Annotated in this window: 8 protein-coding genes and 2 tRNA genes; 4 read left to right on the top strand and 6 right to left on the bottom strand. The window is 27.8% G+C overall.

Translation table 4 applies throughout. From position 1 onward, the window contains the following. Positions 1 to 10: 10 nt before the first annotated feature. Both U3G01_RS02160 and U3G01_RS02155 read right to left on the bottom strand, forming a co-directional pair. Positions 11 to 3,238, bottom strand: a complete 3,228-nt coding sequence (locus tag U3G01_RS02160) for a P97 family adhesin (RefSeq protein WP_255031095.1) — start codon at positions 3,236 to 3,238, stop codon at positions 11 to 13. A 753-nt stretch (positions 3,239 to 3,991) separates the two neighbouring features. Beyond that, positions 3,992 to 5,227 carry an IS256 family transposase gene (locus tag U3G01_RS02155; protein ID WP_326564820.1) on the bottom strand — a complete coding sequence of 412 codons (1,236 nt, stop codon included), beginning with the start codon at positions 5,225 to 5,227 and terminating at the stop codon, positions 3,992 to 3,994. 574 nt (positions 5,228 to 5,801) lie between these two features. On the opposite strand from U3G01_RS02155, the gene U3G01_RS02150 reads away from it, so the two are divergent. After that, positions 5,802 to 6,983 (top strand): IS3 family transposase, encoded by a 1,182-nt coding sequence (locus tag U3G01_RS02150; protein WP_326564819.1) that lies wholly within the window; start codon positions 5,802 to 5,804, stop codon positions 6,981 to 6,983. A 79-nt stretch (positions 6,984 to 7,062) separates the two neighbouring features. On the opposite strand, the gene U3G01_RS02145 is transcribed toward U3G01_RS02150, so the two are convergent. Genes U3G01_RS02145 through U3G01_RS02135 form a run of 3 tightly spaced genes read right to left on the bottom strand, consistent with a single transcriptional unit; the run spans position 7,063 to position 10,051 of the window. After that, positions 7,063 to 7,491 carry a PTS sugar transporter subunit IIA gene (locus U3G01_RS02145; protein WP_255031323.1) on the bottom strand — a complete coding sequence of 143 codons (429 nt, stop codon included), beginning with the start codon at positions 7,489 to 7,491 and terminating at the stop codon, positions 7,063 to 7,065. Next, a complete protein-coding gene (locus U3G01_RS02140) occupies positions 7,482 to 8,582 on the bottom strand; it encodes a mannitol-1-phosphate 5-dehydrogenase (RefSeq protein WP_255031325.1) in 1,101 nt (366 codons plus the stop codon). The genes U3G01_RS02145 and U3G01_RS02140 overlap by 10 nt, the downstream gene beginning before the upstream one ends. After that, positions 8,582 to 10,051, bottom strand: a complete 1,470-nt coding sequence (locus U3G01_RS02135; RefSeq protein ID WP_255031327.1) for a PTS mannitol transporter subunit IICB — start codon at positions 10,049 to 10,051, stop codon at positions 8,582 to 8,584. The genes U3G01_RS02140 and U3G01_RS02135 overlap by 1 nt, the downstream gene beginning before the upstream one ends. Positions 10,052 to 11,028: 977 nt before the next feature. Between U3G01_RS02135 and U3G01_RS02130 the strand changes: the two genes are divergently transcribed. The 3 genes from U3G01_RS02130 (at position 11,029) to U3G01_RS02120 (ending at position 12,338) form a co-directional block, all read left to right on the top strand. Beyond that, the gene (locus U3G01_RS02130) at positions 11,029 to 11,793 is read left to right on the top strand and encodes a MurR/RpiR family transcriptional regulator (protein ID WP_240533411.1); all 765 of its coding nucleotides are present in this window, start codon (positions 11,029 to 11,031) and stop codon (positions 11,791 to 11,793) included. 362 nt (positions 11,794 to 12,155) lie between these two features. Then, positions 12,156 to 12,248, top strand: a tRNA-Ser gene (locus tag U3G01_RS02125). Positions 12,249 to 12,253: 5 nt separating this feature from the next. Beyond that, positions 12,254 to 12,338: transfer RNA gene (locus tag U3G01_RS02120), tRNA-Leu, on the top strand. Between the two features lie 90 nt (positions 12,339 to 12,428). Here U3G01_RS02120 and U3G01_RS02115 read toward each other — a convergent pair. Next, positions 12,429 to 13,445, bottom strand: coding sequence for a hypothetical protein (locus U3G01_RS02115; RefSeq protein ID WP_255031329.1), 1,017 nt, complete (start codon positions 13,443 to 13,445; stop codon positions 12,429 to 12,431). Positions 13,446 to 13,720 lie beyond the last annotated feature (275 nt).

Below are 13,720 nucleotides of genomic sequence, written 5' to 3'. Positions count from 1 at the left end.
AAGAATAATTTTATGAATTTAGCAATGATTTATCAGTTTTGTATACAAAAAACTTCAATTTCTTAGTTGAAAATTCATTCGGGTTTTTCTTGTTATATACATAAAAATGAAGAACTTTAATTGTATCTGTGCCTGGATAATTTTCATAAACACCCGCAAGTTCACCAGTAGAATTTGGGGTTTGCTTTGCTGTTTCTGTTGCTTTTGGCGTTGGTTCTGACCCTGGTGCGGGCGCTCCTGTTTCTGCCGCCGCTTCCGCTGGTGCTGGTGCGGGTGATTCTGCAACCGGTTCTGTTGTCGGTGTTATTACTGGCGTTTCTGATTCTGTTGATGATGGTTCTGACGACGCTGCTGGTGATTCTGCTGGTTCTGCCTGTTCTGTTGGCATTGATTCTGCCGGTTTTTTAACAGCATCTTTTTTAACAGCCAACCCAAATTCTGGATAGTGTAAACTAAAATAAGAATACATCGGGAATTTTTTAATTAGATCTGTTATATCAACATAATCTTCTTTATCACCAACAAGTCGATTAATATTTGACCAAAGATCATTAAAATAATCCTTATCTAAATAAGTTGGAAGAGTTGTAGTGCGGAAATTATCAACAAAGTTATTTAGTTTTTCAATTTCTTCAGGAATAATTATTCCGTTTTTATCAGTTGAAATGTTAATTTCTTTTGGTTGGGTTTTATAAATTACTGAAATAATTTTTCCGTTTCGATCAACTGGGCCAACTTCATATCAATATTTAAGATTTACTTTTGGATCTTGCTCAACTTTTTCTGCAACTTCAGACTCAGAACCCCTAGCTTGAGAAGTGCTTACTGGTTGATTTTGAGCTGCTGCGTGATTAAAAATTGAAAAAGAACCGCTTCGCGGAGAAACAACATCTTCATCATCAAATTGAGTTGCTGTTGCTATTGGACTAGTAATTTCAAAATTAATTTTGTAGTCAAAATTATCACCTAAAGGTTCAGATAAAAGACCGGTTTTATTAGAATAAACATTTTGGTAAAAAGCAACAATAAAATCTGTTAGTGTTTTAATTGGTGAACGATATTTGTCCCCAATAGTTGGGTCAATTTCTTGAATTTGACTTGATTCAGATTTTATCTGGTCAACATAATAATCAATATTAATGGTGTTTTGTTGATTTTGAACCATTAAATCAATAATATTTTTAAGTCTTGGGTGAAGATAAAAACTATAAGGCATTCTACCTTTTTCAGCTCAATAATTGTTATTAATTGAAATTAACCAAATGTCTTTTTTTTCTTTTTGATCTTTTTCTTGTAAGAAATTATTAAACCCTGTTTTGTTTTCAATTTTAATGTTTGCCAACTCTTTAAATAAATTTAGACTGTCAAGATTTTCAGGTCAAGACTGGGCTGGGTCAATTAATTTTAGTCCTTTTAGTCAGCCAAAAAAATATTTTGCAACAAAAGCAGTATCGTTTTTAGCTAAAGTTGCATAAAACCTTAACATTTCTTCTTGAGATGGGAAAACTGGCGATAAAATATTAACAATTCCGGCAACTTCTTCTGGGTATGTAAAGGTTCATCTTGAACGACTAATTAATTCATCAACTGGAATAAGATCATATTTTTGCACTAAAAGTTTTAATTTTTCTTCGTCAAATTTAACCCCATAATAATGCGGATTTTCTAAAATACTTTTTAGTTTTCCAAAGTCGCCTGAAGTTACAAGTTTTTGAATTTCTTCTTTTGGAACCGGATTTCGCTCAGAAATTTGGGCATCTTTTTGGTTGAATTCAAAATTCACAGCTTTAACTTTTGAACTTAAATCAGGAATATTTTTAACTAAAACTGAATAGTCACCAACATTTTGAACAAACGGTTTTTGAGCAATTATTTCGTCTTTTTCATTATAAATTTCAATATTACCATGAAATTGAGTTACAACCTTATTGTTTTGATAGGCAAATTGGGTCATTTCAGGATTAACATTAAAATCAATTTTTATTTTAGAAAAAAGATCAGAATTTCTTAGACGAGAAATGTAATTTTTTAATTTTATTTTTGACAGTAAAGGAACATTAGAAATTTGGTTCAATAAGTTTTTGTAAAATGTTTGTTTTTCTTCATATGAAGGAAAAACTTGATTTTTTAGATAGTTTAGTAATTCTCAACTTGTAATTTTTTGACTGCTTTGCTCATGAATATCACTAAAATTAGTGAAATCACTGTCAGAAAAAGGTGATAATTCAATATCATTTCCAAGACTGCCATCTAAAAATGTATCTGAAAAATCAAGATCTACTGCAAAATTGAAGTTAGGGCTTGATTTTATATCTTGATTGTTATGTTTAGCAAAATCGTCTGAAAATTTTGCTAAAAAATAAGCGCGATAAATGTTTTTTAAAGGGGTTTTGCTAAGATAAGCATTTTTGAGAACTGGTTCTTGGATAAGTTCGATTGAATATTTGTTTTTGGGAAAATTATCATCATCGACAAATTTATTAATTTTATTTCTTAATAAATTTGTGATTGTTGACTCAAGATTAAAATATTGGCTAATAATTTTAGAGGCTTCAAGAGCTGATTTTGCCGAGTTTACCTTAGTTAAAAATTCGCTAACTGTGGTTAGTTTTGCAATTTGTCTTGTTGGTGACTTATCAAATTCAGCGATAAGATAAGGTCTTAATTTTGAAAGTTCGGCTTTTGCTAAACTTGTAAAATTGCTTAGCGAAGAATTAGACAAACTTGAGAGACGATTATAAGCAACTGTTGCCGAGTGAAGATCGGAATTTGCAACTTTGCCATCGTCTAAGTTTTGTAAAACCCGCCAATAAATTTTAAATGACTGTTCTTGATCAAGCGCTTCGATATCTGTAATATTTAATTTGAATTTTTGTCATTGAAAATCATTTTGAAAATCAACAATTTCAAAATTGGAATTAGAGTTTTCTGCATAAAAATCAAAAAAATCGGTGAAATTAATCCCCGATTTTTTTGTGCCATCAGATTCAAATAATTTACTTTTTAGACTAAAATAATCTGCATTATTTTCAACAATATCACTTTTTAGACTTATAGAACTAATCGAATTAGCTTGTTTTTGAACATCAAATAAAGGATCCTTGGTTACAGAAAGATTTGAAACAAGTCCAACTGGAATTCCAATAATTAGACCTGAAGCAATAAGACTTAAGCCGATTGTTAAAATCAATCTTTTTTTCCGTAATGCGGCATTTGCCTTCCCATGTTCTTGATTCATTTTCACCTCCATTTGGAATTTATAAAATATAAATTAGAGCATGCTATCTTTGCATGGTTAGTTCTAGAATAATGTTTTTGCTAATATATATTTTTAATTTTACCAAAACAAAAAAAAAAAAAAAGTAAAAAACCGAATTAAATAAGTTAGTATATTAATCAGATTGTTTTTTGGCAAAAGTGCTAATGAATCAAAAAACCAATTAATTTTAGTAAAACTAAAACTCTAACCTTGATTTATTCAATTAAGGATTTTTTCCTTAGTTAAATTTTGACATTTAAAATTTCTTCGACTTTCTCCTGAGTTTGCCAGTTTGATGGAAAAACTTCACTTTTTATTGAATACAAATATGCAAAAATACCGGTAAATCCGTGTTTTTTGACGCTAAAATCTTAATTTTTATTATTTTAAAATTAACCCTTTGCGAAAAAAAAAAAAAAAATGTTTGGTCTAAAATAAAATTATGTTATAATTATATTCACTTAAGAATAATTAATAAATTTTGATATTGAATTAAGGAGGAATTAGTTATGTTTTTTGTCTAATGTGCACTGATAGTGCGAATTTTCCATTATATTTTTAAATATGATGGAATGCCTTAAATTTAACCGTTTAGAAATCTATAAATTTATGGCTTTTAATTATTGTTCTTTCAAAACTTCATATATTTTTTTGGGAGTGTTCATAATTTTGTGTTTTAAATTTTTATCGATTTTTCAAATAGAAATGCAATCTAATTTAATTTTACATTATTTATAACCGATTAGGGAAAATAATTTCTAATTGTTTTTTAATCATGAATCAATTTCTTACCTTTTGTCATTTTATAGATGCGTTTTGGAGAGTTAAATAAGTTATTTTTGAAAGGTAATTTACACTTTGAATTCCGCCTTTTGTTTTTGTATTTTTCCTAATTAATCTATTCATTGATTCAATTAAATTTGTCGTATAAATTGCTTGCCTCAATTCAAATGGATATTTAAAAAATGTCGTTAGTTCAACGAAATTTGTATATCAAGACTTGATAATTGAAGGATATTTTTGGCCTCATTTTTCTGCAAATTTATCAAGATTTTGCATTGCAAATTCTTGATTAGCCGCTTGATAAATCTTTTTCATATCAAGGACAAACTCTTTTTTGTCTTTGTTAGTAACTTTTAAAAGCGAGTTTCTAATTTGGTGAACAACACATTTTTGAACATCTGCTTGCGGGAAAACCGCTTCAATTGCTTGAGTAATTCCACTTAGATTATCGCAAGAAATTATTAGAACATCTTCCAGCCCGCGAGTTTTTAGTTCGTTAAAAACATCAAGTCAATTACTTGCTGATTCGGTATTTTTAATCCAAAACCCCAGTGCTTTTTTATTTCCGTCCCAATCAATTGCAAGAATAAGATGAAGTGATTTTTTGACAAAAATACCGTTTTCTTTAACATTAAAAAACATGCCATCAATGTACAAAATTGGATAGGAATTCTGAATTTTTCGCGATTTTCACTTTTCAATTTCAGGCAATAATTTGTCAGTAACTGAAGAAATTCAGGCATTACTTATTTCTTTTTTATAGATACTTTTTATTGTATTAGTAATATTTTCATATGACATTCCTGATGCAAAAAGTGAAAACACTTGCTCTTCAATATCGCCTAAATTTGTTTCGTATTTACCAAGTAATTTGTTCTCAAAAGTGCCATTTCGATCTCTTGGTATTTTTAGATGAAAATTATTACTATCATAATTCACAGTTTTGCCCGAAAATCCGTTTCGCTTATTCGGTCTATGCACTCCTTTTTTGCTTCGGTTACTTTTTTCATAGCCTAAATGTTGGCTTAATTCCGCCCTTAAGAGCGCCTCAGTAAAAGTTTTAAACATATGCGAAATTTCGTTGTGAAAATCTTCTTTTTTTAATTTTTTATAATCAGCGTATTTGTCAACAAGTTTTTCAGCTTCTAACTCAAATGGGGATAATGTTTTTTTCTGTTTTTTCATATTTTTGTCCTTCATAATAAATTTTATCAAAATAGACTTACTATAAAACACAAAATATTTAACATTACCATTTTTTTAGGCTCAATGTAAGTAAAAATGAGTTTTCTATTTACATTGAGTTTAAATAGTAGTTGTATTTTTCATGGTTTTTGTCAGTGTTTTTACTAAAAAAGGCAGTTTAAATATTTCATAATTTTGCTTCTTAAGTTAAAAATTTTAGCTTTTTTAGTTTGTCTTATTTTATTAATAAGTAGATTTTGCATTCATGAGTGTTAGATTTAAAATTTAGTGTTTTTGCTTTGATAGTTATTTTTCTGGGTTTGTCAGTTTAATGGCATTGCTAGTGACCTGAATATTCGAATAGGTATGATTTTTACTTTGATATCTTAATAAATCAGTAAAAAAATAGGTAATTAACTTTTGCCAAAAAAGTTAAAAAAGTGGCCAAAACTAAACCAGGACAAAAAAAATTAACACTAAAGGTGTTGGCTTTTTTGTTCGAGTTTAGGAGAAAGCTAACACCCAAAGTGTTAGCTTTTTTAAATTTTCAAATGCAACAAAACGGAGAATACTAATGTCAAGGCACTTTATAAAAGACGAGTTTGATATGATTTATAAAATTTACAATGAATTTGGATTAAAACAAACAATAAATTATATAAATGATATTTCGCCAGAAACAAATTTTATAACCAGAAGACAACTACTTCGAAGAATCAAAAAAATTATTCGGTATTATAATAATGGTATGCAAGATCAATTATTAGATAAAAAAGGCGTGAACAGAAAGCCAGGAAGTGGCAAACGTAAAAAACCAATTGAACCCGATTGAAACGAATTTACAAAAGAAGAATTAATAGAAATAGCTAAGAGATATTACGAAATAAATAAAGATAAATTAAAATCAGGAAAACTTAGTGAAGCCAAAACACTAAATATTCCTTATAGCAAATCTGCAAAAATTTTTAATGTATGCAGGCAATCAGTGGCAAAATCTAAAACTAGAGTTATAAAAGTAAGGGAGCACAAAAATGACGCAATAATTAAACAATCCTTTCTTGATAACAAAGGTAGATATGGTCGCATAAGGTTGAGTGCTTATATTTCTATGAAATATAATATTGACATTAACGCTCGAAGTCTTGGAAGACATTTAAAAAGATTGAATTTAGTATGCAAAATTAGAAAAAAAAGAAGAAAGAGCGAAATTAAGAACACCAAATTCGCACTGCCGGATATTGTTAAACGCGACTACAATGATAAATTAAATAGAAATATTTTTGCTACTGATATTACATATATAAAAGCTCCCAGAGATGTTAAGGAAAGCCATGTATTTTTGTCTGTAATAATTGAGCATAAAACTAAAAAAATCAGAGATTTTAAATTATCTGTAAGCAATGATCTTAATTTAGTTATGGATAATATAAAGACATTTAGGTCTATTGATAAAAATTTTGTTATTCATTCAGACCATGGATTTCAATACACTTCAAAAACCTATATTGACAAAATAAATAAAATGGGAGGAACTGTTTCGTTGTCTCGTATAGGAAATTCATTAGATAATAGGGAGGCTGAATACTGATTTTCAATTATAAAAAGTGAATGCTTAAACGAGTTAAACTACAGTAAAATAACTTTAGAAGATCTGAAAAAAATAATTGCAGATTATATATATTGATACAACAACTATAGAATTCAATCGATTTTAAATTGAAAAACACCACAGCAATATGCTATGATGTTACAATAATATTAAACTGTTAATTTTTTTTGTCCTAGTTTAAACCGGACACTTTTTAAAGATTATCTATCAAATTGGAAACTCGGGTCTAACCTTGATTTATTCAGTTAAGGATTTTTTCCTTAGTTAAATTTTGACTATTTAAAATTTCTTCAACTTTCTCAATTTCAATAAATGCAAGCCCTATTTTTTGTATATAATTAATCTGGTCAGTATTTTTTACAGCTAACCCAATAATAAATCTAACTGGTTGATTATCTCAATATAGCGTATTTTTTAAGTGAATAATTTCGATACAATTTTTAAAAATTAAATCATTACTTTCATAATTTCCGTGCGCTAGGACAAGATAGTTCCCAAGAGCAACTGATGATTCTAAATCACGTTTTTCCATTGATTGTAAATATTGATATTTACAGCAATTTTTTGCTTGGAAAATTTCAATTAATTTTGTAAATGCTTCTTTTTTTGACTCAATAGTTTGATTTAATTGGATATTTTCTATTTTTAAATCCATTTCTTTGATCCTTTTATATTATCATAAAATTTAAGAACTGTTTTGATTTCAAAATCTTCTAAATTTGTTTGTGTTTTTAAAAAATTTTCGGCATTTTTTGCAAGATTTTCTTGCATTTTTATTGCTTGGGTATCCTGTTTTGAGTCATAATTTAAAATATTTGCAAAAGTTTTATAAATTATCTCTAATTCTTCTGGTTCTAATTTTGCATTTTTGGCATATTTCAATAGCAAATTAAATCTTTCATTTTTTCCTATTTTAGTGATTGGATTCCGAGCAACGCGTATAATTGAGTCTTGCAAAATTGGATTTTCAAATCTTTTAATCGTTTTTTCAAAATATACCTCAAGTTCGTTCTGCTTAATTAAGGTATTTTGGAATGAAAGCACTTTAATTAAAACAATTTTTAGTTGACTAATGTATTTTTGAATTACTGGCGAATTTAAAGCTTCATGAATGTAATTATATTTTAAAATATATGCCAAATACGCAATTCCCGAGTGCAAAGTGTTTACAAAAAATAATTTTCGCAAAATAAAATAGTCTAAATTTTCCAGATATTTTACTCCTTTTAGTTTAATTTTTTGGTTTTCTTCCTTTAGAATAATTTCTGAGTAGGTTTCGGTATAAACATTTAAATCTGTCGAAGTCGGGGCGATTTGATCAATTGTTGTGTCAACAAATTGCCAAAATTTACAGTTTTCAAGGCCTTTTTTAAAGTTATTGCTAACTCGAAATCCATTTTCAAAACAGATAATTTGTTTGCTTTTTTTCTCAATTTTTGCTAATTTTGCAAAAATTGACCTCAAATGAATTAAATTTTCGGATCCAACAGAAGTTGAAATCAGATCGGCGTCTTTTAAATGATTTAATAATTTTTTTTCATCACTTAGATTAATTGCAAAATAATTTCTGACTTTATATTTTTGCCCATTTTCAAAGTTAATAACATAATAAAATCCTCTTTGATTTAACTCGTTAATTAATTTATCATTAACATCAACGAAAATAATTTCAAATTGATTTTCTTGGTATAATTTTGCAATTAATCCGCGACCAATATTTCCGGCTCCAAAATGAACAACTTTCATTAGAGATCTTCCTTATTTTCTTGGTTATTTTTAAGTTGTTCGGCTATATTTTCGTAGTCTTTTTTATCTAAAAATTGACTTAAAGAAATAATTGTAGCTCTTGAATTTTTGGATCTAACACGATCTTCTAAACTTTCAATTGTGATAATAAGCTCTTCTTGGCCTGTTAAATCGGCAATGGCTAAATTATAAACTTCAATGTCAACAATATTATTATCTTTTAAAACCTTCCTTAAAATTGAAGCAGCCATTACAGAAGAACCCATACCAGCATCACAAGCAAAAACAATCTTTTTTGAATTTAATTCTTGAGTATTCTTTATTTTTGATTTTTCACTTTCAATCAATTTTTTTGCACTACTAATGTCTAAATTTTCGTTTTTTTGCTTTTTCTTATTTAGTAACTTTGCTAAAAAATTGATAGTCCAGGCACTTATCAAAGTCACTATAGCAGATCCAAAAATGGCAATTGTAATACCAACTAATGAATTTGTCGATTTTTCTACTTGGATATATTGGGCAATAATCGAACCTGGTGAGACAGGAGCAACTGCACCAACATTAAAAATTTGTAAGATTGAATTTCCAAAAATACCTCCAGCAATTAGTGATAAAATTAAGACTGGTCTTAAAATAGCAAAAGGAAAATAAACCTCGTGAATCCCGCCTAAAAAATGGATTGGAATTGAGGAAGCAGTTTGACCTTTGATATTTTTTTCTTTTGAAAAAATTAGATAGAATAATAAAAGTCCTAATCCTGGTCCAGGATTTGATTCTAATAAAAATAAAATTGACTTGCCAGTTTCAGTTACTTGGATTGTTCCTAAAGTTGTAAAAACACCATGATTTATTGCATTATTTAGAAAAAGTATTTTTGCAGGTTCAACAATTAGTGCAATTAAAGGATATAACTTTCACTCTCCCATTTTTTGGGTCAAAAATCCGAGCGATTTAATAAAATAACCAATAAAATAAATTGATAAATAATAAGTGGGGAATAAAAGCACAAATCCGAGAATTCCAAGATAGAAATTATTTGCTAACATTTGATACCCACTTGGAATTTTATTAATTCAAAATTTTTCTGTGTGTTTCAAAATAAGCGCTGAAATTGGGCCAAATAACATAACTGCAACTAGCATTGGCGCTGTACCGCCAGTAATTTTTATAAAAATTGCTGACTGACCAGCAGCTACCGCGCCAATTGCTACAACCCCAGCAATTGCACCACCGCGAATTTTATAAATTTTATAACCGCCAAGAAAACAAATTAAAATTGGAATTATATAAGTAATTCCAACACCTACCATGGCTGCAAGATCTTTATTGGGTGTTCAGCCTGTGGGAATAAAAAAAGATGTAAGTAGACCTCAGGCAATAAAAATGCCGATAATTGGCATTATCATTTGTCCTAAAAGTCCGCCAAATGACTGAATTTTAGTTTTAATAATTTTGACTAAATTAGCCATAAAATCTCCTTAATATTTAGAGTATATGTCAATTTGATTAATAATTTGATTAACCTTCAAAAAGGGAATATTTAATATTCTCCAAAATTAGTTGGTATTTTCTATACCAAACCTAATTTTAAAATTAGCCTGCCAATTTTTCAGTACTTTAAAATTAAGTTTACAAATTAAAACAAAAATTACTGTTGCTTTTAAATATAAAAAACTCCTGACTTTCCCCGCTTATGGCAAAAATTCACTTTTTAGCGAATATAAATACGCAAAAATACCGGTAAATCCGTGTTTTTTGACGCTAAAACCTTAATTTTTATAGTTTTGAAATTAACCTTTTACAAAAAAAAAAAAAAAATGTTTGGTTTAAAATAAAGTTGTGTTATAATTAATATCAATTAAGAATAATTAATAAATTTTGATATTGAATTAAGGGGGAATTAGTTATGTTTTTTGTCTAAAAAAATCAGAAAATGCGAATTATCCATTATATTTTTCAATATGATGGAATGCCATAAATTTAACCGTTTAGAAATCTATAAATTTATGGCTTTTAGTTATGGCTCTTTCAAAACTTCACATATTTTTTTAGGCTCAATGTAAATAAAAACGAGTTTTCTATTTACATTGAGTTTAAATAGTAGTTGTATTTTTTTATGATTTCTATTATTTTATCCATAAATTGATTTTTGCCTGTGTTTTAACTAAAAAAGGTCGTTTAAATATTTCATATTTTTTGCTAAATTCGATAGTAGTGTAAAAATATCTAACATTTTGCTCTACACTAAAAATCTATATTAATGGTATGAAAAATTCTACAAAAACTATCAAAAAACGTATACTAGCAAAATTTGTAATCAAAATTACTTTTTTAAAAAGTCTTTGAACACAAATTTTATAGGTTATCGCTTTACGCGTTAATACTATTTTATGTTACTATAATAAATTGTTATATTGTATAATTTTATAAAATGGATAGTAATTTGATGAATGATTTATTGTGGTTTTCTAAGCAAAATCATAATTTTATTGATAAGGAAATTGCTAAATTTTTGATTTCAAATATCACCAAAATTATGACTTTAAAATTAAGTATAATTGCTGAAAATGCTAATTGCTCAACAGCTTCTGTGATAAAGTTTTGTAAAAAGTTGGGTTTTAAAGGTCTAAAAGATTTATTACCAGCGCTTGATCGTAATTATTCTTATATGCAAATTCAAAAAAACCGTTTTTCAAACAACAAAATTGCCAACAAAAATACAACAGTTAGCCTATATCATTCTCTTATTAGCAAAAATCTCGATAATCTTTATAAGATAAACCATGATTCTATTATAAATTTTGTTGCTTTACTAAAGAAGGTGCGGCATATTATGTTTTTTGGTAAAGGATCAAATTTAGAAATAATTCAGATTTTTGCTAATTATTTATCAAAATTACAATATTATGTTGATTATCATTATGACTTTGAAGTTCAGGAGAAATGAGTAGAAAAATCTGCTGATTCTAGTGTTTGCATTTTTTTTAGTTTTTCTGGTATGCATTTAGAGATAGATCGATTGGTCCAAAAAATGAAATCTAAAAACTGTAATATTATTTCCTTTACTTCAAATTATGAAAGTAATTTATTCAAGCAATCCTCAATTAGTTTCTTAACTTTCAAAAATGAGGACGTTCTTGAAAAGCATACATCAGCCCGGATTGCTTTTATTTATTTAATAATGCAAATTATTAATTTACTTAAAAATTAGTCAATGTTTTACTATACCAAACTTCTATAAAACTTAAATAGCAAAAAAAACTCAGACAATTAGTTTTTATTTATTCTTTAGTTTTATGATAATGAAAATCAACATAGTTCACAAATTTTATTAGACTTCAAAATTTTTCACTAAAAAAGTTTTTTGTGCTATAATTATCATTAATAAGAAAAAATCATTAATGAATTTTTAATTTTAGTTCTTTCAAAACTTAACCCTTTGCTAATCATTTATTCTTGGGAGCCATTCTTTAGAACTTTTTTGCGTTAATTTAGAAGTTTAAAAATTTAAATCTAAATTAATAATAATCCTTTTTTGTTGTATAATTATAGTGTTAAATCTTATTTTACTTTGGATCAGTACTCAAGAGGCTTAAGAGGATATGTTGGAAACGTATTAGGGGTTCAAAAAAACCCGCGCAGGTTCAAATCCTGTCTGATCCGCCATATAAGCTCTCGTGGTGAAATTGGTATACACGTTAGATTGAGGTTCTAATCCGGAAACGGGTGCAAGTTCAAGTCTTGTCGAGAGCACCATATATTAATTTAAATTTAAAAAACCACTTAAAAAAGTGGTTTTTTAAATTTAAATAGATTTTTTACTTACTATTTTCTAAAAATTTCAAATTAACTATCAATAATCACTAGACGGTCTATAAGTTCGCTAATGAGTCCTTGAGTTAGATCGATTAATGAAATAATAGCGCCAGCATTTGAAAGTACGCTTGAAGCTAAAAGCGCTGGTCTAACAGTTGTTTGTGCTTTTCTAACACTATTTGCTAGCGTCAAAACTCCTCGAAGTCATTTGTTAACGCTTCCTGCAATACCGATTGCATTTGCCTGACTTGCCATTTGCCCTTTGATTTTATCTCTAATATCAAAAGGAGCTTTTTGTAGTTGATCATAAAGTTCTTTGTATTTTGCTGAAAGATAGCTAAGCATTGACCCTGCTGCACCTGCAGAAACAGCTGCTACAAAATTAAGTGCAAAACCGTAAGCCACAGCAAGTCCGAAATTTATTGCTGCAAATGAAGCAGTTTTAACATGTGATCTCCAAACTCCAGCTGAATATCTATTATATGATTCATCGTTTTGTGGAATTCCTGATGTTGGAACTCTACGAAAACTTATTTGTCTAGGATCTCAAGGGAATGGAACATTGCCCATTGCTCTTCGAAATTGTGGTTTGTATTTGTATTCAAATGATACTGATGGCATTTTCACTTTATGTTGATATTGTTTTTTTAATTTGTCAAAATTAATACCTTTTTTAGCTAAAGTGTCTTTTGCAAGTCTTTCAAGATCTGCTCTTGGATTTGCTTTTACTTTATTAATAAAATTATTGAAATCTTTTTTAAATCTACCTAGATTACGAATTTTTCGAGCTTCTTGTTCAACATCTTGAACATTTAAAAAATTCACGGTAGAATTTTGTTCTAATTGGCTGATAACGTTATTAGCTTCTGAATCTAAAAAATTGTTAAATTCTTCATTATAACTCAAACTTGTTGAATCTTTTTGAAACCAATTTTTCTGGGAAATAACTGAAATTACCGGAACACTAATTAATAAACTAGCAAAAATTAAATTGGTTCATGGCCTTAGTCCAAAAATTTTTTTAATTTTTTTGTTATTTATTTTCATAAATCACCTCGTTTGTTTGAAGTAAAAAAATTTACTATATACTCTTATTATATAGTAAATTTTTGCTATAAATTTTTTTCTTTGTTTCTTTTTTTCTGAGTTTCCCAGTTTGATGCCAAAAATTCACTTTTTAATGAATATAAATATGAAAAAATACCGGTAAATCCATGTTTTTTGACCTAAACTCTTAATTTTTATTATTTTAAAATTAACCTTTTGTAAAAAAAAAAAAAAAAATATTTGGTCTTAAATTAGTAGAAAAATCTCAGACAATT

Origin of the sequence: Mesomycoplasma ovipneumoniae (assembly GCF_035918255.1) — a bacterium.
Classification (GTDB): domain Bacteria; phylum Bacillota_I; class Bacilli_A; order Mycoplasmatales; family Metamycoplasmataceae; genus Mesomycoplasma; species Mesomycoplasma ovipneumoniae_A.
Note: the sequence above shows the minus strand (reverse complement) of the source record. Positions and strands in the feature narration are given on the sequence as shown.